The organism is Neobacillus cucumis (assembly GCF_023715505.1).
This window is the reverse complement of sequence record NZ_JAMBOH010000008.1, coordinates 99,595-123,272: the sequence shown is the minus strand read 5'-3', so window position 1 is coordinate 123,272 and position 23,678 is coordinate 99,595. Positions and strand designations below refer to the sequence as shown.

The 23,678-nt window shown below is 42.7% G+C and carries 24 protein-coding genes; 18 read left to right on the top strand and 6 right to left on the bottom strand.

The window, feature by feature from the left end; genetic code table 11:
- Positions 1-11 precede the first annotated feature (11 nt).
- The 3 genes from M3226_RS13875 to M3226_RS13865 are packed head-to-tail and all read left to right on the top strand — an operon-like array spanning position 12 to position 2,440.
- Positions 12-965 (top strand): branched-chain amino acid ABC transporter permease, encoded by a 954-nt coding sequence (locus M3226_RS13875; RefSeq protein ID WP_098527689.1) that lies wholly within the window; start codon positions 12-14, stop codon positions 963-965.
- Positions 962-1,732 carry an ABC transporter ATP-binding protein gene (locus tag M3226_RS13870; protein WP_251566312.1) on the top strand — a complete coding sequence of 257 codons (771 nt, stop codon included), beginning with the start codon at positions 962-964 and terminating at the stop codon, positions 1,730-1,732. Before M3226_RS13875 ends, M3226_RS13870 begins: the two co-directional genes overlap by 4 nt.
- Positions 1,733-2,440, top strand: coding sequence for an ABC transporter ATP-binding protein (locus M3226_RS13865; protein ID WP_251566310.1), 708 nt, complete (start codon positions 1,733-1,735; stop codon positions 2,438-2,440).
- A gap of 53 nt (positions 2,441-2,493) precedes the next feature.
- On the opposite strand, the gene M3226_RS13860 is transcribed toward M3226_RS13865, so the two are convergent.
- Both M3226_RS13860 and M3226_RS13855 read right to left on the bottom strand, forming a co-directional pair.
- Entirely contained in the window at positions 2,494-3,846 is a 1,353-nt protein-coding gene (locus tag M3226_RS13860) for a TIGR04190 family B12-binding domain/radical SAM domain protein (RefSeq protein WP_251566308.1), read from the bottom strand.
- Positions 3,843-4,298, bottom strand: a complete 456-nt coding sequence (locus M3226_RS13855; RefSeq protein ID WP_251566306.1) for a cobalamin-dependent protein — start codon at positions 4,296-4,298, stop codon at positions 3,843-3,845. Before M3226_RS13855 ends, M3226_RS13860 begins: the two co-directional genes overlap by 4 nt.
- 291 nt (positions 4,299-4,589) lie before the next feature.
- Here M3226_RS13855 and ybaK point away from each other — a divergent pair, with 291 nt between their 5' ends.
- Positions 4,590-5,066: a Cys-tRNA(Pro) deacylase gene (ybaK, locus tag M3226_RS13850; RefSeq protein ID WP_251566303.1), complete on the top strand. Its 477-nt coding sequence runs from the start codon at positions 4,590-4,592 to the stop codon at positions 5,064-5,066.
- A 206-nt stretch (positions 5,067-5,272) separates the two neighbouring features.
- The gene (locus M3226_RS13845; RefSeq protein WP_251566301.1) at positions 5,273-6,376 is read left to right on the top strand and encodes a PRK06851 family protein; all 1,104 of its coding nucleotides are present in this window, start codon (positions 5,273-5,275) and stop codon (positions 6,374-6,376) included.
- 30 nt (positions 6,377-6,406) lie between these two features.
- Here M3226_RS13845 and M3226_RS13840 read toward each other — a convergent pair whose 3' ends face one another.
- Entirely contained in the window at positions 6,407-6,562 is a 156-nt protein-coding gene (locus tag M3226_RS13840) for a hypothetical protein (RefSeq protein ID WP_176541052.1), read from the bottom strand.
- Positions 6,563-6,657: 95 nt separating this feature from the next.
- Between M3226_RS13840 and M3226_RS13835 the strand changes: the two genes are divergently transcribed.
- On the top strand, positions 6,658-7,359 hold the full coding sequence (locus M3226_RS13835; RefSeq protein ID WP_251566299.1) for a DNA alkylation repair protein: 702 nt from the start codon (positions 6,658-6,660) through the stop codon (positions 7,357-7,359).
- Positions 7,360-7,438: 79 nt separating this feature from the next.
- Positions 7,439-8,293 (top strand): Cof-type HAD-IIB family hydrolase, encoded by an 855-nt coding sequence (locus tag M3226_RS13830; RefSeq protein ID WP_251566297.1) that lies wholly within the window; start codon positions 7,439-7,441, stop codon positions 8,291-8,293.
- A gap of 253 nt (positions 8,294-8,546) precedes the next feature.
- On the opposite strand, the gene bshB2 is transcribed toward M3226_RS13830, so the two are convergent.
- The 3 genes from bshB2 to pdxK all read right to left on the bottom strand — a co-directional run bounded on the left by bshB2 (position 8,547) and on the right by pdxK (position 10,715).
- Positions 8,547-9,212: a bacillithiol biosynthesis deacetylase BshB2 gene (gene bshB2 / locus M3226_RS13825; RefSeq protein WP_251566295.1), complete on the bottom strand. Its 666-nt coding sequence runs from the start codon at positions 9,210-9,212 to the stop codon at positions 8,547-8,549.
- Between the two features lie 35 nt (positions 9,213-9,247).
- Entirely contained in the window at positions 9,248-9,601 is a 354-nt protein-coding gene (locus M3226_RS13820) for a YojF family protein (protein WP_374110601.1), read from the bottom strand.
- 280 nt (positions 9,602-9,881) lie between these two features.
- Complete coding sequence (gene pdxK, locus M3226_RS13815) at positions 9,882-10,715, bottom strand: pyridoxine/pyridoxal/pyridoxamine kinase (protein ID WP_251566291.1); 834 nt, start codon at positions 10,713-10,715, stop codon at positions 9,882-9,884.
- Between the two features lie 463 nt (positions 10,716-11,178).
- Here pdxK and fdhD point away from each other — a divergent pair, with 463 nt between their 5' ends.
- The 11 genes from fdhD (at position 11,179) to M3226_RS13760 (ending at position 23,566) form a co-directional block, all read left to right on the top strand.
- Positions 11,179-11,955 (top strand): formate dehydrogenase accessory sulfurtransferase FdhD, encoded by a 777-nt coding sequence (gene fdhD / locus M3226_RS13810; protein WP_251566289.1) that lies wholly within the window; start codon positions 11,179-11,181, stop codon positions 11,953-11,955.
- A gap of 130 nt (positions 11,956-12,085) precedes the next feature.
- On the top strand, positions 12,086-15,061 hold the full coding sequence (gene fdnG / locus M3226_RS13805) for a formate dehydrogenase-N subunit alpha (RefSeq protein ID WP_251566413.1): 2,976 nt from the start codon (positions 12,086-12,088) through the stop codon (positions 15,059-15,061).
- A 3-nt stretch (positions 15,062-15,064) separates the two neighbouring features.
- On the top strand, positions 15,065-15,889 hold the full coding sequence (locus M3226_RS13800; protein WP_251566287.1) for a 4Fe-4S dicluster domain-containing protein: 825 nt from the start codon (positions 15,065-15,067) through the stop codon (positions 15,887-15,889).
- Entirely contained in the window at positions 15,882-16,595 is a 714-nt protein-coding gene (locus M3226_RS13795; RefSeq protein WP_251566285.1) for a formate dehydrogenase subunit gamma, read from the top strand. Before M3226_RS13800 ends, M3226_RS13795 begins: the two co-directional genes overlap by 8 nt.
- A gap of 388 nt (positions 16,596-16,983) precedes the next feature.
- Entirely contained in the window at positions 16,984-17,793 is an 810-nt protein-coding gene (locus M3226_RS13790; RefSeq protein WP_251566283.1) for a formate dehydrogenase accessory protein FdhE, read from the top strand.
- Between the two features lie 11 nt (positions 17,794-17,804).
- Positions 17,805-18,413 (top strand): molybdenum cofactor guanylyltransferase, encoded by a 609-nt coding sequence (gene mobA / locus M3226_RS13785; protein ID WP_251566281.1) that lies wholly within the window; start codon positions 17,805-17,807, stop codon positions 18,411-18,413.
- A gap of 27 nt (positions 18,414-18,440) precedes the next feature.
- A complete protein-coding gene (locus M3226_RS13780; RefSeq protein WP_251566279.1) occupies positions 18,441-19,673 on the top strand; it encodes a molybdopterin molybdotransferase MoeA in 1,233 nt (410 codons plus the stop codon).
- A gap of 13 nt (positions 19,674-19,686) precedes the next feature.
- A complete protein-coding gene (locus M3226_RS13775; RefSeq protein WP_251566277.1) occupies positions 19,687-21,624 on the top strand; it encodes a molybdopterin biosynthesis protein in 1,938 nt (645 codons plus the stop codon).
- Positions 21,621-22,088, top strand: coding sequence for a molybdenum cofactor biosynthesis protein MoaE (locus tag M3226_RS13770; protein WP_251566275.1), 468 nt, complete (start codon positions 21,621-21,623; stop codon positions 22,086-22,088). The genes M3226_RS13775 and M3226_RS13770 overlap by 4 nt, the downstream gene beginning before the upstream one ends.
- Positions 22,081-22,314, top strand: coding sequence for a molybdopterin converting factor subunit 1 (gene moaD / locus M3226_RS13765; RefSeq protein ID WP_251566273.1), 234 nt, complete (start codon positions 22,081-22,083; stop codon positions 22,312-22,314). The genes M3226_RS13770 and moaD overlap by 8 nt, the downstream gene beginning before the upstream one ends.
- Before the next feature lie 232 nt (positions 22,315-22,546).
- Positions 22,547-23,566, top strand: coding sequence for a thiazole biosynthesis adenylyltransferase ThiF (locus M3226_RS13760; protein WP_251566272.1), 1,020 nt, complete (start codon positions 22,547-22,549; stop codon positions 23,564-23,566).
- Positions 23,567-23,678: the final 112 nt, after the last annotated feature.

The window sequence follows — 23,678 nt, the reverse complement described above, 5'->3', positions numbered from 1 at the left end:
AGGCTTCTACGATGAAAATTTTAGGGCAAGCAAAGTTTTTCTGGACATCAGTCGTTTTAGCCGTTGTTTTTGCAGTGGTCATGCAATTTCTAATTGCTGGTGGTTCCATCAACCAGTTTTATGTAAATACATTATTTTTTATCGGAATTAATATTATTCTCGCAGTTAGTCTTCATTTGATTATTGGGATTACCGGCCAGTTTTCGATTGGACATGCCGGTTTCCTTGCAGTTGGTGCCTATGCTTCAGCGATTATGACGATGAAATTAAGCATGCCGTTTCCGGTCGCTTTAATTGTCGGTGGTATAGCTGCAGCAGTAGCAGGCCTTATTATTGGGATTCCAACACTTCGTTTAAGAGGTGACTATCTTGCGATTGCAACACTTGGTTTTGGTGAAATTGTGAGAATCGTGTTTCTAAACATTGACTATGTTGGCGGAGCAAGCGGTATGACGGTCTCTCATTTAACAACATGGCCATGGTTAATCGGCTGTGTATTATTAACGATTATCGTGATTGTTAACTTCACAAATTCAACGCACGGCAGAGCTTGTATTTCAATCCGTGAAAATGAAATAGCAGCCGATGCAATGGGTATTAATACAACTTATTATAAAGTTGCTGCCTTTGCACTTGGTGCCTTTTTTGCCGGTATTGCCGGTGCTTTGTACGCTCATAACTTTTATATTATCCAGCCGACCAACTTCGGATTTTTGAAATCATTCGATATTTTAATTTTTGTTGTTCTTGGCGGCTTAGGAAGTATGTCAGGTGCGGTTATTGCGGCTATTCTTTTAACAATTATTTCAACTTACCTTCAAAGCTATCCGGAACTGCGGATGGTTATCTATAGTTTAGTATTGATCGTAATGATGCTTTACCGCCCTCAAGGTTTAATGGGCACAAAAGAAATCACCTCATTCTTTAAGGTTGGTAAATCGGCTAAAGGGAGGAATGCAGCATGACACAGTTACTTAAAGTAGAAAATGCCGGAATCCGATTTGGCGGCTTAAAGGCTGTTTCTGATGTGAATTTGGAATTAAAACAAGGAGAACTTGTCGGCTTAATTGGGCCAAATGGTGCTGGAAAAACAACGTTCTTTAATCTGTTAACAGGTGTGTATGTTCCGACAGAAGGAAGTATATCCTTAGACGGTGAAAAACTAAATGGCCTCGCGCCATTTAAAATAACAAAAAAGGGTATCAGCCGGACATTCCAAAACATTCGTTTGTTTAGTGAACTGTCTGTTCTCGATAATGTTAAAGTGGCTTATCATGCGCTTGCGAAGCATTCGATTTTAAGTTCGATCTTCCGCCTCCCTGCTCACTTTTCTGGTGAAAAGGAAATGGAAGAAAAGGCAATCGAATTTTTGAAGATCTTTAAGCTGGATAATGTATTACATGAGAAGGCAAAGAACTTACCATACGGCCAGCAGCGCCGTTTGGAAATTGCCCGGGCCTTAGCTGCGAATCCAAAGCTCCTATTGCTTGATGAACCAGCAGCGGGGATGAACCCACAGGAAACGGAAGAACTGATGAATTTAATTGCCTTAATCCGCGAAAAATTCAATCTTACCATCCTCTTAATTGAACATGATATGCTTCTAGTCATGGGAGTATGTGAACGGATTTATGTGCTCGACCATGGTCAATTGATTGCCGAAGGTACACCGGAACAAATTAGAAGTAATCCAAAAGTCATCGAAGCGTATCTAGGCGAGGAGGTTTCTTAAATGCTTAAAATCAATGATATAAATGTATATTATGGCAACATCCACGCCTTAAAGGGAGTTTCCCTGGAAATCAATCAAGGGGAAATCGTTACATTGATTGGCGCAAACGGTGCTGGTAAAAGTACACTTCTGCAAACCATTTCCGGATTATTGAAACCAAAAACTGGCGAAATCATCTTTGAAAATGAACATGTAGCAGGAAAAGTAGCTCAATCGATTGTAAAACGAGGAATCTCACATGTTCCGGAAGGCCGTCGTGTCTTTGCAAACATGTCAGTAGAGGAAAACCTTGAGCTGGGTGCTTACTTACGTAAAGATAAAAAAGGAATCAAGGAAGATTTTGAAAAGGTCTATCAGTTATTTCCACGTTTGGAGGAGCGCCGTAAGCAGTTATCGGGTACTTTATCCGGAGGGGAGCAGCAAATGCTTGCTATGGGCCGTGCCTTAATGGCAAGACCTCGGCTTTTGCTGTTGGACGAGCCTTCCATGGGTCTTGCGCCGATATTAGTAAAAACAATCTTCCAAATTATTGAGGAAATCAATAAAACGGGAACAACCATCCTTCTTGTTGAGCAAAACGCTAATATGGCTCTGTCTATTGCTGATCGTGCCTATGTTATTGAAACAGGAAAAATTGTTGCTTCCGGATCAGCGGAAGAACTGAGCCAGAGCGATCAAATTAGAGCTGCTTACTTGGGCGGCCATTAATGTTGAAGCTATACCAAAAATGGTATCGGAATAGAATCCGATACCATTTTTAATTATTTTATTTTCAGGTATTCTGTATCAAGTTTAAATTGATGGCGGCGTTTTGGGCTTAAAAAATGCCTGATTTTGTTAACATAATCCTCATATAGCTGTTCGATACCGACCATTGCAAGAGAAAAAAAGTTAGCGTAATTCTTTTGTACCTCCCATTTCAATTCATTTTTTTCGCAGATACTATATTTATTCAACTCCTCGATATCTTCCTGAATTCTGGCTAATTCAAACGCTTGCTCATCAGCAGGAAGAGAAAGTACATAGTCAATCTTCTTAATATATTCCTTTGATTTTTCAATTTTCTCCCTGAGACCATAGTAGTCCTCTTTATTAATCAAGTCGTACTCTAATTTAAAGTCATTAAGACGTTCAGCTGCTTCGTAAGTGGAGTTGACAATATCATCACGTGTCATATCTTTCGTTTCATAGCTTAACATGTGCTTCCAGGATGGCTGGGTAATCGCCTTGCGGTGGTCCTCAATGGTGTGGCAATACTTCTTATAGCCATGAACTTCTGGATGCTCGAAGGCAGGACTGGCAGGGTCAAGGAACGGCGCCAGTGGCGCTACAAAGTAAAAGATTCTCGGGTCCTTATTACAGGCCAGATGAATCGTTTCACAGAAATCGATATTTTCGACAGCACTTGTGTAGGTCTGCCCTGGGATTCCAACCATGAAGAATAGGTCAATCTTTTTACAATTATGTTTTAAAGCAAAATTAAGGGTATCAATCACCTTTTGATTAGTGCAGCTAAATTTACCATTATAGCGCCTGATTTTTTCATCGTGTGTTTCAAGGGTGATCTCAATACTATATTTTGGAACGCTGTCATTCATCATTTTAAAATATTCTTCATCAGCATATTGGAATAATTCAAACACAATTTCATTTTTTAAATGGAGTTCTTTTAGCCGGCTGAAAAACTCTTGGACATATTCCCGCCCGCCTTGACGAAGGTCATGCAGGATAAAAATAGGGGCGCGGCTGAAACGTGAAATGAATTGAATATCACTGGTAAGCTTCTTCGGAGAACGTAGTGCCAGTGAATTCCGATTACAGTTTTGGTCGTATGCCTCTCTCGACCCACCGTAAATTAAGCAGTTTTGGGTACAGCCTCTAGCCGTTAACAAGGCCGTGTTAGGATAATGAAGCCAGCCGTTGTATGGCAGCGGATCAAGGAAGTTGCGATATTTAAACACAGATCGAATGGTATAGCGATAGCCTGGAATATCAATATCATCCAAGTCTTTTGGAACATATGTGATAGGATTGTAACCATATTCTTTCCCTTTTTTCCAAGTAAAATTAGGAATATCAGCGTAATGGGTATTGTGGGCTTCGATTTTATTCATGAGTAAAGCATCAGCTTTTTGGTTGAGTCACCCCGCATAACAAAATCAATAAATGGATATTCGATTAGCTCCTTATGATAATAAGTGGCTGATAAGCCGCCAAAGATAATGGGCGTTTCAGGATGAAGGGTTTTTACAATCTTTGCGAGTTCAATACTTCCGTGTGCATGCGGCAGCCAATGAAGGTCGATTCCGAATGCCTTTGTTTTTATTTTTCGGAGCTTTGCTTCGACATCAAATTTGTCACTCATCAGCATGCGGTTCGCAATATTAATAATTTTCACCTTTAGACCATACTGTTCTAAATAATCGGCAATACTTGTCAGCCCAATCGGGTACATCTCAAATACGGGTGAGGATGGGACCACATCACTGATGGGACCGGCTAGTAACGAGTTCTTTCTAAAGTCATATACACTAGGGGGATGTAATAATACTAAATCATATTTCATCGTTTTCACCTCAGTCAATTTATGGGGGAATACTTTTTTTAAATAAATAATTTGCGCGAGTTAAAGTAAAAATGTGATTGTATTCACTGTGATATATGGCTTGGTAGCGGCACTCTGCCCTATCTCAATGCAGTTAAGGTATGATCTTAATTTTAGTTTACTATAATAGTTGCTTGATAGAGTGACAAACGGGTGACAGATTTTGGATGATTTTGTGTATGTCAAGGTTTTTCAATCCAAAATGGCAAATGATATAATGCCATTATATAAATGGTTTAAAGGATGATGGTAATGGCACAGGCAAAAACAAATGCGATGCGGATACTTGACGCGAAAAAGGTCGAGTATGAAATGCTTACATACGATCATAAAGATGGAAAAATTGATGGAATATCGGTAGCCCAAAAAATTGGAAAGGATCTTAAGGAGGTCTATAAAACCCTTGTGGCCCAGGGTGCTAGTAAAAATATTTTTGTATTTGTCATACCCGTAGCGGAGGAACTCGATCTGAAAAGGGCCGCCAAAGCGGCGGGAGAAAAAAGCATGGAGATGCTGCCCATGAAGGACATTCAAAAGTGGACAGGCTATATCCGCGGCGGCTGCTCACCGATCGGCATGAAAAAAGAGTATAGAACCTTCCTTGATGAGAGCAGCAGAGGGCTGGAATCAATGGTCGTCAGTGCGGGGAAAATTGGTGTTCAGATCGTGCTTGCACCTAATAAATTACAAGAAATCACAAAGGCTGAATTTACCCCGGTGACTAAATAAAAGTTGGACTGACAATCTTACTCAAGCATTCATGTAAGATAAATTTTTCATAGGCACTCACCTAAAAAACAAAAAAGCATAAGATAATCTGAAAAGTGAGTCACCTCCAAAAGGGTTGACTTTTAAACTTTAGGTAACCTTTGCTTGTTAGAAAACTAGTCTAATACCTCTTAAGGTAAAGGCTTGTTAAAAGGGAGTGTTGATGGGTGGCAGGAAAAATCAAAAATTATTTTGCCGGCGGTAATACTGCCAGAGGATTTTATAGTCTTTATGACTCCAACCTACAAGGATTAGAGAGATTGTTTATTTTAAAAGGCGGACCGGGAACCGGTAAATCCTCACTTATGAAGAAAATTGGCCAGGAGTGGGTTGAAAAGGGCTACAATATTGAGTTGCTTCATTGTTCTTCTGATAATAACTCGATTGATGGTGTAATCATTCCAGCTTTAAAGGTGGGTATTGTGGACGGTACAGCGCCGCATGTAATTGAGCCTAAGGCGCCCGGAGCTGTCGAGGAGTATATAAACCTTGGCGAGGCCTGGAATTCCCGGGAGCTTAACCTAAAGAAGAATGTGATTCAAAAGCTGACAAATCAAATCGCTCATTCATTTCAGAAGGCCTATGCAACGTTTAATGAAGCATTGGAGATTCATGATGAGTGGGAAAAAGTTTATATTAGCAGTATGGATTTTATAAAAGCGGACCAATTGACGAAAAAATTAATTGATTCCTTCTTCGGAAAAATAAAGTTAAATAAGACCCCGGAAGTCCGCCATCGCTTTTTAGGGGCTGCTACGCCGCAGGGAGCCGTCGATTTTGTTCCAAATCTAACCGAGGAAATACCAAAACGCTATTTTATCAAAGGGCGTCCAGGCTCTGGGAAATCTACGATGCTGAAAAAGCTCGCAGCTGCAGGTGAGGAGCGCGGCATCGATGTAGAAGTTTATCATTGCGGTTTTGACCCGCACAGCCTTGATATGGTCATTTTCAGGGAGCTGGGTGTAGCCATTTTTGACAGTACCGCGCCGCATGAATATTTCCCAAGCAGAGACGGTGATGAGATCATTGATATGTATGAGCTTTTGATTGAGCCAGGTACCGATGAGCTTTATGCTGATTTTATAAGTAACATTGCTGAAAAATATAAAAATAAGATGACAGAAGCGACCAGTTATCTGTCTAAAGCTAAATCCCTGCATGATGAGCTGGAAGAGATTTATGTAGCCGCAATGGATTTCTCAGTTGTTGAAAAAATTAAAGCGAGAATTGCTGAGGAAATAAAGGATTTGTCTGCGAGTAAGGTTCAATGAATGGATAATGCCGGGGAAATCCCCGGCATATTATTTATGCGGATTGGTCTTACTTTGCTGCCCTTTATTGCGTTTATTTCCCTTACTGTTATCACCGCTGACGAACTCTGTGCCAAATTCAGCTTCTGAGTGCCCTGCTTGCGGTGAATTTTGATTACGGCTGCCTTTATTAAATTTCTTTGTCATCTATGTATCCCCCCTATCTGCTAATAGTGTGTGAAAAGTGTGATGGGTTTATCAGTATAAAGTAAAGGGAAAATTGGGAAAAAGTAGAACTAATAATGGTGGTACGATTCGGTGAGAGGATGAATGCTGTGGTAGCAAGAATCGCGTTATTAATAAGGCTGTTTGAGGAAAATCGTAATGCAGCCAACGCTAAACCCATGCAAAATTATATGAAAGGCCATTTTCCTTTCCTGGGAATTAAATCCCCATTACGTAAGAAATTAGAAAAACAATTTTTTAAGGAAACAGGAATCTTAAAAGAGCCTTTTAATAAAGAGCTAATAGAGGAACTTTGGAATAAGCAAGAACGAGAATATCAGTATACTGCCTTAACTTATATGGAAAAATCCTTGAATAAGCTGCAAAAAAGTGACCTGCCGTTCATGGAATGGCTGATTACGACCAAATCCTGGTGGGATACCGTAGATGCTGTTGCTCCCAAACCAGTTGGAAAAATAGCAGGCGATTTTCCAGAAGTCATTGAAGAAGCAATTAACGGCTGGGCTCTTCATGAAAATATGTGGCTGCGGAGGGCGGCGATTCTTTTTCAACTGAAATATAAAGAAAAAACGAATGAAGACCTACTTTTTCGTTACATATTGGAAAATGCTGATAGTAAGGAATTTTTTATTCAAAAAGCAATTGGCTGGGCGTTGAGGGAGTTTTCAAAAACAAATCCTGCAACTGTAAAGGAATTTATTGAAGGCCATAAGTTAGCTCCCCTTAGTGTTCGCGAAGGCAGTAAGTATTTGGAGTGAGCTTTCCATGCTTTAAAGGCTGCTAATCTATGTTAGAATGGCAATACTATAGCCAGAAAAAATGGAAAAGGTGGACAACATGATTAAATGTATTGCTTCAGACATGGATGGAACATTATTAAATTCAGTTCAACAAATCAGTGAGGAAAATAAACAAGCGATCCTAAAAGCGCAGGCTGAAGGAATCGAATTTGTCGTGGCAACAGGCCGGTCTTATCAGGAGGCTTCCTATGTGTTATCACAGGCTGGCTTAACATGTCCTGTTATTTGTGTGAATGGGGCTGAGGTCCGCTCAAAGGAAGGGGAAGTTTTATCTTCTACACCGATTAGTAAACCGCTGGCGAGAGCGATTGCAGCTAAACTAAGTGACCATGATGTCTATTTTGAGGTTTATACTGATAAAGGTGCCTACACACTGGATCCGGAGAAAGCTGTTTCCATCTTGGTGGACATTGTTGTCAGCGCTAATCCTGAGATGGATCCTGAAGAAATTAGACATGCAGCGGGGGCAAGGATCCGTGATGGCTTAATTCACCAAACAGAAGACTACGAGCTTCTTTTTGCGGATGAAAATTATCAAATCTATAAGGTGCTGGCATTTTGCTTTGATCGCGGTAAACTTAAAGCAGCAGGTGAAGACCTTCATGATTTGTCGGACTTGGATATTACCTCTTCCGGCCACGAGAATCTTGAAATCACCAATAAACAGGCTCAAAAAGGTCTTGCTCTAGAGGCTTTTGCAAAAGCTAAAGGAATTGACATGGATGAGACAATGGCGATTGGAGATAACTTGAATGATGTCTCCATGTTCGAGAGGGCAGGAAGATCGGTTGCAATGGGGAATGCCAGCTATGAAATTAAAGCACTCTGTGATGTGATTACCGATACGAATGATGAACATGGTGTAGCACAGGCGATTCTTGAGGTTTTATAAGCGAATGAACGGACATTAAGGATTGAACCGTCAAAAGGTGAAGGAAACATTTAAGGAAAAGAATATATTTATAAGCTATACTTAAACAAAAAGGCCCTTCAGGTAGGGCACTGCAAAAGTCAAAAGTAAATGAAAAAAGGGTGAGTACCTACCACTGGTAGTGTCTCACCCTGTTACTATTTCTCTACATATCGTGCTTCAGTAATTAAATCTTGTGTTTTGCAGTAGCCTCAGGTTGAAGGGCTTTTTTTGATTAAAATTTATAGGTCCAGAACCGTTCGTTGTTAAGCCAAACCATAAGCTGCGGATCCTGATTTTTAAGTTTTTCCATCGTATCTTTAAACGAATGCTCTGTTTGCGAGCGGTGTGCCTGAATCGCGGCCAATTTCTTATCAGCTACTGGCGTAATATTATGAATGATGTCGGCTTCGCCAAGTTCATCGATGCAATTTTTGGAGAAGGCTACACAGTGTAAGGTTGGCCGTGCGGCTGCAGGCATTTTTTCAACCGCCCGTACGACCGCCGCACCGGTGGCATCATGGTCAGGATGAACCGAGTAACCAGGGTAGAAGGTGATAATTAATGAAGGATTTACTTCATCAATAATGTCTGCAATTCGGTTTGTTAGTTTCTCGTCATCTTCAAACTCAATCGTTTTATCACGATATCCAAGCATCCGTAAGTCTTGGATTCCTAATGCTTCCGCAGCAGCCTTTAATTCTTCTTTTCTAATTTTCGGAAGTTCTTCACGATTCGTAAACGGGGGATTTCCCATATTGCGTCCCATTTCCCCTAAGGTTAAGCAGGCATAGGTGACGGGAGTTCCGTTCTCGACATGGGTGGCAATGGTGCCGGATACCCCAAACGCCTCGTCATCCGGATGAGGGAAAACGACTAAAACATGGCGTTGTTTTTCCATAAAATCATTCTCCTTTCGGGTCTATCAGGACAAATTTATTCAAATGGTACGGCGCTAATTTCTAATGCAACGGCAAGCTTTCCGTCATAGTCATGACCGGCAAGTAATAGATGGTTTTCTTCATCAATCTCAAAATGAGTGATTCCTTCTGCATAAATCCAGCCGAGGTTTATTTTTAAACCAACCCGATAAGGTCCGCTGCCCGTAATCTTCCCTAGTTCATATCGGACAAGGGCATTGCGAATGTAAGCTCCGGCAGAAAAGAAAGATTGGTCGTTATGGGATGCATAGGCACCGTTGGTTGTTTCAAGGTGAATATAGACATCCTTATTGGCAAAACGGTTAATCGTTTCTTGAACCTGTTTAACATCAATGACTTCCAAAAATATGCTTCCTCCTTTCGCTCTTGAAAAAAATGAATAATAACTAATCAGTATTGTTGTTAATAATGTATTTATCATACTAAAATCATTTGAAAAATGCGAAAAGCGTGCTTATAAGAAAAGCGGAAGCGCCTTGAACAGGGCGACAGGCATAGACGAGCGTTCTTGACGGAGTGGCTTAGACCTAAGAGCCCCTAGGCGCTGTAGCTAGACAATTCTTAAAGACATTATTTATAATTTCCTATCATTAAAGAAAAGGCCGAACATTTCGTTCGACCTTATAATCCTAGCAGTCCTCACAATACTCTGTGACTGCTTTCTTATTGCGGTAGGCACCGTGCCAGGTTGGACCTACATATTCGTTTAAAGGGAAACCTTGCTGGATACCCGCAGAAACAAATCTCTTCGCCACATCGACGGCTTCATAGACGGAATGGCCTTTAGCGACCTCCGCTGCGACTGCCGCAGAGTTCGTACAGCCTGCACCATGGGTATAGTTTGTTTCAATCTTCTCGGATTCGTAAATCTGAAATTCTTTCCCATCAAATAGAAGGTCGATGGACTTTTCTTCTGTTTGAAGCTTGCTGCCGCCTTTAATCAACACGAACTTAGCCCCTTGATCGTGAATTTTTGCAGCTGCTTCTTTCATTTCTTCGATTGTTTTTGGTGTCTTCATTCCTGCCAGCTGACCAGCCTCAAACAGGTTTGGTGTGACCACATAGGCGCGTGGAAGAAGCAGTTCCCTCATTGCGTCAGTGGTTTCCGGATTTAACACCTCATCTTCCCCTTTACAAACCATAACAGGGTCAATGACAACATTCTTTAATTGATGTTCATCAATCTTTCGTGCTACTAGCTCGATGATTTCAACGGTACCAAGCATACCTGTTTTCATCCCGTCAATCCCAACGGAAAGAATTGTATCCAGCTGCTTTTCCAGGATATTGACATCAATCGGGAATACGTTATGATGCCAGCCCTTTGGATCCATTGTCACGATACAGGTAATCCCTGTCATTCCATAAACGCCAAGCTCCTGGAATGTTTTTAAATCCGCTTGAAGCCCGGCGCCGCCGCTTGAATCGGAACCAGCTATTGTTAGTACTTTTTTAATAGTCATTATGTAAACCTCCTTTTGAAGAATAGCTCCTTCCTTATTATAAATCAAAATAAAAAATATAACAGGAATCGACAATGCACAAACCTTTTACAGTTAATAGTTACAAAAAAATGACAAATAGACCAATAGTACTATTAGAAACCGTCCAAAGTGATAAATATTACTTTCAAAATATTGGTGTAGGTGTACGATAAGTTCGGAAAGCAAGGTAGGCTAAAATGTAACCGTTTTCTGAGATAATAGCCATATCTAACGACAGGGGTTAATTTGTTGGAAATCTGACACAAATAATCACAGTGTGGAAATGCCAGGGTTTTTTACGGGAGTCTAAATACTTTTCTTACTAATATCTACTTTCTAATAGGCAGTTACCGCTTAATGCTGTGACATAAATCGCTGAGTGACGTTGTTCCTATTTTTACAATAATAAATACGGAAATATCCTTTAGTAGGAGGGAATGGTATGAATCGTAAAGGCTGTCCCGATGAATATCCAATATCCTTACATCTAAACGGCTGCGAAATAGCTGTTTTTCAATTAACGAAATATGACCTGGAAGATTGGGCATATGGATATTTGTTTTCTGAAGGATTTATTCAGGATGCAAGCGATATTGAAGCTGTCAACATAGATGAAAACAAGGGAGCTATCTACGTTACCCTTCACTCTCATTTTGATGAAACCCAATTTTTTTCGAAAAAGAAACACTATACGGCCGGGTGTGGCAGAGGTGTCACATTCTTCTCAATGACAGATGTTAAAGGCTTTGCCAAAGTGTCCTCAGACCAAATATATGACTTAAGTTATCTATTAAAAAAGAGAAGTGAATTTGCTGGAAGATCATCTCTTTATCTAGAAACTGGGGGAATGCATGGCGCTTGTATTGTGGAGGAGGATGGCACGACCACAATCCGCGAAGATATCGGCCGCCATAATGCAGTGGATAAAATTATTGGCCATGCACTAAGAAAGGGTTTACCTCCTGAACGGTTAATTTTACTTACAACCGGAAGGGTTTCATATGAAATGCTCTCAAAGGGTGCAAAATTTGGCTTTCCTGTAATCGGCTCCCGTACGGCCGCCACTAAACAGGCTGTGCAGCTGGCGAAATTTTTAAATATAGAGGTAATCGGCTATTTAAGAGGAAAAATGGCTGTCATTTATACCTCTTCAGGAAGAGTCAAAAATGATATTACCCAAGAAATAGACTGTGAGAGAACGGTTGAAGGGGGGAATTAACAAACAGAGAAAAACTAAAGGGAGTATATAGAGAGATAAAGCGGTAAGCTGCCAGCCTAAAGGGAGAGGCGCTTTAAGCTTATAGAGGGATGCCTAATCATTTTTGGGAAGGAGAATAGTGATGGTTGAAATGAACTTAAACCGCCGGCAATTCTTAAAACTATCTGGTGCAACGGCTGCTACCCTTGCAGTAGTTGAACTAGGTTTTAATGATAAAAAAGCCTATGCAAAAACAAAAGATTTCAAGATTGCCAAAGCTACTGTAACACCAACCATTTGCTGCTTTTGTGGTGTAGGATGCGGGATACTCGTCCACACCAAAAATAATACCGTGGTGTATACGGAAGGGGATCCGGATAACCCAATTAACGAAGGTAAGCTATGCAGTAAAGGAACGACATTACGCCAAATATATACATCTGAAAAACGGCTGACAAAACCATTATATCGTGCTCCTGGGAGCAATAAGTGGGAAGAAAAAGATTGGGAATGGATGCTTGACACCATTGCCAAACGTACGAAGGAAACACGTGATGCATCATTTGTTGAGAAAGAAGCAGGCATCATCGTAAATAAAACAGAAAAGATTGCCAGCCTTGGCGGTGCGGCACTTGATAACGAAGAAACGTATTTAGTTTCAAAATTAATGAGAGGGCTTGGTGTCACCTATTTAGAGCACCAGGCACGAATATGACATAGTTCTACGGTTGCCGGTCTGGCACCTACATTTGGTCGTGGAGCAATGACAAATCACTGGAATGACCTTCAGTGGACAGATTGTGCCCTCATTATGGGAGCAAATCCAGCTGAAAATCATCCAATCAGTTTTAGATGGCTGACAAAGGCGAAGGAAAAAGGCGGAAAAATTATCAGCGTGGATCCGCGTTATACACGTACATCTGCGGTATCTGATCTCTATGCCCCGCTTCGTTCTGGAACGGATATTCCGTTTGTCGGCGGTATGATTAAATATGCTATTGAAAACAATCTCATTCATAAAGAGTATGTTGTGAAATATACGAATGCTTCCTTTATTGTGAAAGAGGGCTACGATTTTAAAGATGGTCTTTTCTCCGGTTATGATGAAGCAAAACGAGTTTACGATAAAACAAAGTGGGTGATTGAAACCACTCCTGATGGAAAACCGGTGAAGGATGAAACGTTACAGCATCCCCGTTCGGTCTTCCAATTAATGAAACAACACTATTCCCGCTACGATGTGGATACCGTAACAGCCGTAACAGGAACACCAAAAGAAGATTACATGAAGGTTTGTAAAGCCTTTTGTGAAACAGGAAAAGTGGGTAGATCAGGTACGATTCTCTACGCGATGGGGACTACTCAGCATACTGTTGGTTCTCAAAACGTCCGAATCTTTGCCATCCTGCAGCTTCTCTTAGGTAATATTGGGCTGCCAGGCGGAGGAATCAATGCAATGCGCGGCGAATCCAACGTTCAAGGTTCTACTGATTTCGGTTTACTTTGGGATAACTTAACGGGCTACCTTGCTGCGCCAAAAGCAACGGTTCCTGAACATGCTACACTTGCCGGATACTTAAAAAAAGAAACTCCGCCATCAGGCTATTGGAGCAACAAACCTAAATTTGTTGTCAGCCTATTGAAATCTTGGTATGGCACCAATGCAACGAAGGATAATGAGTTTGGGTACCACTTCCTGCCGAAGGGGAATAAGAACTACTCACATATTAACTTATTTAAGGCCATGTACAACAATGAACTTGAGGGCGCGTTCCTTTGGGGTACCAATCCTGTTGTCGGCGGACCGAACGCCGGCAAGGAAAAGGAAGCTCTTGGTAACCTCAAATGGCTGGTAGCGGTTGACCTATGGGAAACTGAAACATCAGCCTTCTGGCAAAAGGAAGCGGGCAATGACCCAGCCAAGATCAATACAGAAGTCTTCCTGCTTCCAGCCTGTTCTTCTTTTGAAAAAGAAGGAAGTATTTCAAACAGCTCCCGCTGGATGCAATACCGCTGGAAAGCGATTGAGCCAAAAGGAGAGTCGCGCCCGGACCTTGATATCGTCCATGAATTGGCTGCGAAGCTAAAAAAGCTATATGCAAACAGTCCAAAATCTGCCGACAAGCCATTCTTAGCACTTGATTGGAATTATGGCACGGGTGAAGCGCCAGATTTAGATCAAATTGCCAAAGAAATCAATGGCTACGATCTGAAAACTGGTAAATTATTAAAAACCTTTGGTGATTTAAAAGATGATGGCACAACTTCAAGCGGTAACTGGATTTATTCTGGCTTCTATCCTGAAGAGGGGAAAAATCTTTCCCAGCGCCGTGATAATAAGGATACAGGCGGCGGGAACTTCTTAAACTGGTCCTTTGCATGGCCGGCAAACCGCCGAATTCTTTACAACCGTGCCTCGGCAGATCCAAGCGGTAAGCCATGGAGTCAGGAAAAGGCAGTGATTTGGTGGGATGCTGTTCAAAAGAAATGGGTCGGAAATGATGTCCCTGACTTTAAAGCAGTGACAGCCCCAACTGATCCAGGCGGAACAGGTGCCTTCATGATGAACAAGGACGGTGTTGCCTTATTATTTGCAGCTACCCTGAATGACGGGCCATTCCCAGAACACTATGAGCCATATGAAAGCCCAGTACCAAATGCATTCTCATCAGTAGAATATAACCCTGCGATTGTTATTAATGATGGAGATTTTAACAAACGTGGCTTTAAGGTGGACTACCCGATTGTTGCAACCACCTATAGGGTCGAAGCACACTGGCAGTCAGGTTCGATGACACGTAACCAAGAATGGCTGGCAGAGATTGCACGATATATGTATGTGGAAATAAGTGAAGAATTGGCTAAAGAGAAAGGCATCGCAAATAAGGACAAAGTCATTGTTACCTCTGCGCGCGGCAAAATTGAAGCCTATGCATTGGTCACAAAGCGCTATAAGCCGTTTACGGTTAAAGGCAAAAAGGTTCATCAAATTGGAATGCCATGGAATTTTGGATACAAAGGGTATGCAACAGGAGCTACAGCGAACCGCCTGACTCCACATATTGGGGATGCCAACACGATGATTCCGGAATATAAAGCATTCCTATGTGACATAAGGAGGGCTTAGGCGATGGCTGAATACGTAAAATACGTTGACGTTACCAGATGTGACGGCTGTAAAGCCTGTATGGTTGCCTGTAAAAACTGGAATGACCTTCCGGCAGAAGTCGCCGCATTTCAAGGAAGTGCTCAATCACATCCAAAGACTAGTGCCGATACATGGAATGTTCTCCAATATGTAGAGCATGAAAACGGAAAAGGCGATTTAGAATACCTCTTCCGCCACTCATCCTGCTTCCATTGTGATACGGCTGCCTGTGAAAAGGTATGTCCTGAGAAGGCCATCAGCTACTCAAAATTTGGGTCTGTTGTAATTGACCATGATAAGTGCGTAGGCTGCGGCTATTGCGTACAAAACTGTCCATTTGAAGTCATCTCATTAAAAACTTACAAAGATAAGAACGGTAAAGAATATAAAAAATCTCAAAAGTGTACCATGTGTACCGATCGTCTTGAAGAAGGTTTGCAACCTGCCTGTGTAACAACCTGCCATACAGACGCGATGCAGTTTGGCAAAAAAGATGACATGCTTGCCATAGCACAAAAACGCTTAAGTGAAGTAAAAGACCGTTTTCCAAATGCAAATATCTATAATCCGCAGGGTGTCGGCGGCACGCATACGATCTATTTATTAGCTGAAAAACCAAGTGTATATGGCCTTCCGGAAAACCCTAAGGTTCCAGCCTCTGCGGTTGTTTGGAAAGACTATGCACAGCCAGTCGGCAAGATGATGCTAGGTGCAACAACCATGGCGATTGTCGGTGCATTTATTACGAATACCATTATCAGTAAAAAAACACAAGGTCATGAAGACGGAGGTGAGGGCCATGAGTAATAATCAGAAGCATCCAAAAGCAAATGAACAAATTCGCCGCTTTCCAAAGGCATTTGTTTGGGCACATGCCATTAATGGAATTGCCTTCTTTGCCCTATACGTCACGGCCCTGCCAATGTATACCGAATTCTTTGACTGGCTGTATCCCGTTTTTGGCGGTCCAGCCATGGCACGGCTATTGCACCGAATTTTCGCTGTAGCGTTCATAACGCCTACCTTCATCTTGTTAATTTTTAGTCCGAAGTTCCTTTTTCTTTGGATGAAAGAATTAGCCACATGGAAAAAGCGGGATCTTGAATTTTTCGGTAATTTCGTTAAAGAGTTATTTGGCTTTAAGTTTGGGCATGTAAGACAAACATTCTTCAATGCAGGTGAAAAAATTAACTCGATTCTGCAAATTTTCTGTGCTATTTTAGTCATTGTTTCAGGCTTCACGATGTGGTTTCCGGAATATTTCCCGAGAGCACTTGTTCAATGGGGTTACGTCCTTCATAACATTGGCTTTGGATTAGGAATTGCGGTTATTGTCGGACATATTTACCTGTCTGTTGTTCACAAACACTCTAGACCAGGTTATTCGGGTGTTGTAACAGGTAAGGTTCCGGCTTGGTGGGCAAAAGGACATTATGAGGATTGGTATGATGAAGAAGTGAAAAAGGGCAACTTCCCAAACTTGGATGATCCTAAGCATAAACGGGGTGCTTAATAGCCAAAAAGCGGAAGCGCCTGGACTAGAGGCTGTAGGCTTCGAGCCTCTAGGCGCTGCAGCTAGAAAGTAAAACTAAGTATAAAAGTAAAAAAAGAATGGCTGTCGGATAAAAGGCAGGCATTTCTTAATAAGAGGTGTTGTTTATGGAGCAGTACCAAGTTGAAGAAGCATTTCCTTATTGAGTATTTTTATGAGGACATAGGCAAGCCGAATAGGGATGAAACGTGTCCACATGAAGGGCTCATGAGGACAAAAGTAAGCCGAAAAAGGCGCAGCATGTCCACATGGAGCGTTCATGAGGACAAAAGTAAGCCCATAAAGATAAAGCATGTCCCCATGAAACATTGATGAAACCAGATAAATGAATATAAGAGGTGTGCAAACGATGATTAAGTCCGTTGTTTCAAATGAATACCAGGAACTGCAAAAGGAAATTATCATACTTCAGGAGCAGTGGAAGCTTCAAATAGCATCGAAATCCTTCAAAATCAACTTTGATCAAGCGGAAATAGAAGCAGGGGCTCCTATTGTTGAATTAGCGGAACTTGAGTTGGATATGCCACGATACAAACGGTGGATAAGCGAATTAATAGATTTAATGATTAGCTTTAAACCTGAAATAGAGTCAGAATTATTAAAAATCCCCAGTCTGTTAACGGAGGAAACGTTAATTGATTGGTTTGGAGAGGCCTTTTTTGTGAACTATACTTATTTTAAGCGCTTCGCCGAAGAACATGAAATCTTAGAATCAATCCCTCAATTCCTTGCTGAGGTTGCTCTTCGTCCCTTTTTACAAGTAATCTCAGAAAAGGCTCAGCCAGAAGTTGAACAAATGAATTTAAGTGAATATTGTCCTGTATGTTTTGAACCAGTGAGGCTGGCGACACTTGATGAGGAAGGAAAGAAGGTTATTCAATGCCCGCGCTGCCATGCCCACTGGCATGCGAAAAGCTTAGAGTGCTCGCATTGCGGTAATGAAGATCATACAACCATTCACTTTTTATCAATAGAGGGCGAATCTGCTATGCAAATCCAGGTTTGCGAACAATGTAAATGCTATATTAAAATTATAGATACAAAACAATTTATAACAAAGCCTTCAGTTGCCTTATTAGATCTTTTATCGATTCACCTTGACTTTGTTGCTCAAGATAATGGATATTCTCCGGTGAGGGAGAAAAAAGTGATTCATTGAGAGGAGAATGTATGAAAGCTGCAGCCATTATTCTAGCAGGCGGGAAATCCAGCCGGATGGGCACCAACAAAGCCCTGCTGAAAATAAATGAAAAAACGAATATTGAAAGAATAGCAGATAGGCTAAAACTTCTTTTTGATGATATAATTCTAGTAACGAATGATTCTGAACAATATGAATTTTTAGGTGTACGAATGATCACGGATCAATACCCTGGCATGGGGCCGCTCGCCGGAGTACACGCAGGCCTTATGGCGTCAGACTACGATGTTAATTTTATTGTGGCTTGTGATATGCCGTTTGTGTCTGGAGAGCTGGCCGAAGCCCTGGTTAACAATGCCTTGCACTATGATGCGGTCATACCTGTGGTTAATGGCAAACAGCATCCGTTATTTGCTGTTTTTAAAAAGCAAGCAGCCGCAGTTGTGGAGGAACGGATTAAAGCAGGTCAGCTGCGGATGAAGCATTTACTTGACCATTTGAACGTTCTGTACCTAACCGAAAAGGAATTAGAAACTTATAGTCATATCGAGTTAACTAAAGTCTTTTTTAATATGAACGATCCAGAGGAATATATAGAGGCGAAAAAGTGGGCTGAGTCTGATTTTACAAACATGTAGGACTACTTAAGGGGGAGTAAGGGAACCATGCAATTTTTCAAAGTCAAAACAGTTGAAGAGACATTTAACTTGATAGATGAAAAAATTCCGGCAATTGAGCAAACAGAGATTAGAGAGCTCTCTCGTGCCCTTCATTATATTTTAGCGAGTCCGGTGACTGCCAAGGAAAATGTGCCGAGTTTTGACCGCTCGACTGTCGATGGCTACGCCGTCCGTGCGAAAGATACGTATGGTTCCTCAGAATCCATGCCCGGCTTTTTAACCGTTATGGGTGAGGTGAAAATGGGCGAGGTCCCAACTGTTGAAGTAACCCAAGGAACTGCCGTTTATGTGCCGACCGGAGGCATGCTCCCAAAGGGTTGTGACAGCGTTATCATGATTGAACACTGTGAGGATGTCGATACGCTCCTCAACACGTACAAGCAGATTGCACCTGGTGAAAACGTAATTCGGGCGGGTGAAGATATTCGAGAAGGGGAGATCCTTCTGGGCCGCGGTACAAAGCTTAGGCCGCAGGAATTGGGCGCTCTTGCCTCTTTAGGTATCACCCACGTGACGGTCTTTAGGAAACTAAAGGTCGGGTATCTGTCTTCCGGTGATGAAATTGTCCCTTACCAAACAGAAACATTGCGAGAGGGGCAAATTCGCGATATTAACTATCTAACGATCGCAGGGCTAGTCCAGGAGTGGAATGTAGAGGTTGTATACGGCGGGATTGTCCGTGACGATTTTGACGAGTTTCGAGAGCGTGCCCAATCCCTTTATGAGGAGGTCGATTGTTTAATCCTTTCGGGGGGCAGTTCGGTCGGAGCGAAGGATTATACAACAGATGTCATTCAATCGTTGGGTGATCCGGGAGTTTTCGTCCACGGAATCAGCATTAAGCCGGGAAAACCTACAATTCTGGCATTGGCAAATGGAAAGCCTGTCATTGGCCTGCCTGGACATCCAGCCAGCGCGATGATTATTTTTAAATTGTTCGGTGAACAGGTCCTCCGCAAGCTAAAAGGAGAAAAGTGCGATCGTAAACCGGAGCGGATTTTTGCAAAAATAACCAAGAATATCCCATCCTCCATGGGCCGGGCCGATTATATCCGCGCCCGTCTGTTTGAAAATGAGGGCGAATGGTGGGCTGAGCCGATTATCGGAAAATCCGGCTTGATTACCACATTGGTAAAAAGCGATGGTCTCGTCGAGATTAGTTCAGAAAAAGAAGGAGTTTCACAGGGTGAATGGGTTCCTGTGATTCCATCAAGGTAAGGGGATTTAGTCAATGGAACAAAAACAATATCAACGCAAAATTTATTTAGAAGATAAACCCCGCGCGGAAGCAAGAGAAGAGATTCTTGCAGCTTTTCTAGAGACCCCTGAAATGGAAATGATTCTAGCGGTTGATGCTCTAGGTCGTGTGACCGCCGAACCAATTTTTGCACATGTATCCATGCCGCACTACCATGCCTCCGCAATGGATGGGATTGCTGTTATCGCAGAAAGCACCTACCAGGCACACGAACAAAATCCTCAATACCTTAAGATAGGTGAACAATTTTGTTTTGTCGATACGGGCAACGCCATTCCTTCACCGTTTAATGCGGTGATTATGATTGAGCATGTTCATATCGTTGACGAAGAAACAATTGAAATTATTGAACCGGCCACCCCTTGGCAGCATATCCGCCCGATTGGCGAGGATATTGTGCAGGAAGAGATGCTATTTCCGCAAGGCCATTTGTTAAGACCCGCTGATTTAGGCGTGTTATTGGCGGCACAGCAGCTGACGGTACCGGTTGTTAAGAAACCGGTTGTCACGATTATTCCAACGGGGAATGAATTGGTTGAGGCCCATACTGAACTAGCAACTGGGAAAATTATCGAGTTTAACGGCACTGTTTTTTCCGGATTTGTGAAGGATTGGGGCGGTGAACCGCGCCTCCATAGCATCGTTAAGGACGAGCCTGAAAATATTAAGGAAGTCCTTTTGAAAGCTTCGGAAACCTCGGATATCATTGTCATTAATGCCGGATCTTCGGCAGGACGAAAGGATTTTACCGTCCACATCATTGCTGAAATTGGCGAAGTATTTACCCACGGGGTCGCCGCACGGCCTGGCAAACCCGTTATTTTAGGAAAAATAAACGGCAAAGTCGTTGTCGGTGTTCCGGGCTATCCGGTGTCAGCTTATTTGGCGCTCGAATGGTTTGTCCAGCCTTTAATCTGTAAGTATTTAGGTATTCCTGTTCCTAAGCGGCAAACGGTAATGGTCAAGCTTGGCCGCCGTATCGTTTCATCGATGGGGGCAGAGGATTTTGTCCGAATGAATATCGGCTATGTGAATGGACAATTTGTAGCCAACCCGCTCACCCGAGCAGCAGGGGTCACCATGTCCTATGTCAGAGCAGACGCCCTGTTAATTGTTCCGCCTAATATCAGCGGTTATGAACAGGGAGATACCGCTGAGGCCGAATTATTACGACCGCTTGAAGAAATCAAGAAGGCAATAGTGTTCAGCGGCAGCCATGACCTAACCATCGATCTGTTATCATCTCAGCTGAAGCGCGAACGGACAGAGATGAAAATTGTCTCCTCCCATGTCGGCAGTATGGCTGGCATCATGGCGATTCGAAAAGGTGAGGCCCACGTAGCGGGGATTCATTTGCTAGACCCAAGTACAAAACAGTACAATATATCTTATGTAAATAAATTTTTGGCAGGTCAAGATGTTGTTTTATATCCTTTTTTAAAAAGGAAGCAGGGCTGGATTCTGCCAAAGGGAAATCCGCTGGGAATTGAATCCGTCACAGACTTAGTTCGGGCTGACGCCAACTTTGTAAACCGGCAAAAAGGAGCTGGCACCCGCATCTTGTTTGATTTACTTTTAGATGAGGCAGGCCTTACGGCTGAGGAGATTACTGGCTATGAGCGCGAGATGTTTTCGCATTTAGCCGTGGCGGCGGAAGTGAAGGGTGATGTGTCTGTTGCAGGACTAGGAATTTATCCAGCAGCAAAGGCGATGGGGTTAGATTTTATACCTGTTGCCGATGAAGAATATGATTTAGTGATGAAACTCGAGTTTTTTGAAAGTGACAGCGGCCGGCAGCTTATTAAGATTATCCAATCACCTGCTTTTAAAGAACAGGTCGAGAAGATTGGCGGCTACCAAGTGGTGGAGAACGCCGTACCCAAGCGTTTAACAGAAGAGGTGAAAGAATGAAGCTGTATGAAATCTCAAAGGAACCGATTGATATTCAAACGGTGATTGATAAAGTAATCCAACGTGAAGCGGGTGCGATTACTACTTTTATTGGGACCGTCCGGGAACTAACGAAGGGCAAGAAAACCTTGTTTTTGATCTATGAGGCATATGAAGCGATGGCTGTTAAGAAGCTGGAGCAGATTGGCCGGGAAATAGAGGAACGCTGGGAAGGATGTAAGGTAGCGATTACGCACCGTGTCGGCCGTTTAGATATTACCGATGTGGCGGTCGTGATTGCCGTTTCAACGCCGCACCGCGCTGATGCTTATGAAGCTAACCGCTATGCAATTGAACGGATTAAAGAAATCGTCCCAATCTGGAAGAAGGAACATTGGGAAGATGGCGAAGAGTGGATGGGTAATCAACTTGAAACGGTTGCATATCCGAGCGGTAAACCGGAGGCGGGTGATTTAGATGAATAAGGTCTTGTTTTTTGCGCATTTGCGTGATGTTGTTGGTGAAGAGTTTTTGACCCTAGAGGCAGCTGGCAAAACGGTTGCTGAATTGAAGGCAGAATTAGCTGCTAAATATGATTTGCCGCGGATGGACACCGTGATGACTGCTATTAATGAGGAGTTTGCCTCAAATGATGAGGTGATTCGTGAAGGCGATGAGGTTGCTTTTATTCCACCGGTAAGCGGCGGTTGATGTAAAGCCAGCTCAACTAAAATGAAACTCGCCAAGTAGGCGAGTTTTTCTTAAGAGATAAGAAAGTATAAATTTTGACTTCGAGAATTGTCCAGCTCCAGGCGCCATCGGCTCGAGGACACAAGCCAATCCGTCCAAAAGGTTAAAGAACAACCTTTCGGCCGGCTCGTCTTGTGCTTGTCGCCGATAGGCGGGCGCCTTGCGCTTTTCTTATCGATTGGGGGGGGATTTTATGAACGAGCGCTATTCACGGCAAGTCCTTTTTTCTGGAATCGGAAAAGAAGGGCAAACAAAGATTAGTCAAAAGCATGTCCTCATCATTGGGGCAGGGGCCTTAGGCTCCGGGAGCGCCGAGGTGTTGACACGGGCTGGAGTCGGAAAAATAACCATCGTTGACAGAGATTATGTGGAAGAGAGCAACCTTCAGCGCCAGCAACTATATACCGAAGAGGATGTAGCGGAAAAACTACCAAAAGCGGCTGCAGCGGAGAAACGGCTCCGGGCAATTAACTCAGATGTAGAGATACAGGCAATAATCGGCGATGCTACCCCAGAGCTGCTGGAAGAATTGGTTGCTGGTATTAATTTAATGATTGATGCGACTGATAACTTTGAAACCCGGATGGTTATGAATGATGTTTCCCAGAAATACAATATTCCGTGGATTTATGGTGCCTGCGTCGGCAGCTTTGGGATGAGTTTTTCGATTATCCCCGGGAAAACTCCATGTTTGAATTGTTTACTGCGGACTATCCCGCTTCAGGGAATGACTTGCGATACGGGAGGAATTATTTCCCCCGCTGTGCAAATGGTCATCGCCCACCAAACCGCTGAGGCTTTGAAGATACTGGTGGAGGACTGGGAAGCAGTCAGGGCCACCTTTGTCAGCTTTGATTTGTGGCGCAATCAATACACAAGCCTAAAAATGTCTAAGGCTAAATTTCCCGGCTGCTTGTCGTGCGGCGAGGAGCGGTCCTATCCTTATTTGGACCAAGAAAACATGACAAAGACCTCCGTCCTGTGCGGCCGCGATACCGTCCAGATCCGGCCGTCTAGTTATGGAGATGTTTCGCTCGAGAAGCTTGCGGGACAGCTAAGTCAGTTAGGCTACCAAGTTAAAGGCAATCCATACTTGATATCGGTTGAAATGGGCGCAGAACGGATGGTTATTTTTCAAGATGGCCGCGCGCTCATCCATGGAACAAAGGATTTGCTCCACGCCAAGTCAATCTATCAAAGAATATTAGGTTAAATGGGTGCCCGGACCAGGAATGGTCCGGGTTTTAAAGTGATTTGACGGGGAATCCTACAAAAATAAGGTTGGATTCTACAAAAGTAAGCGTAATTCTACGAAAGGCGCTAGT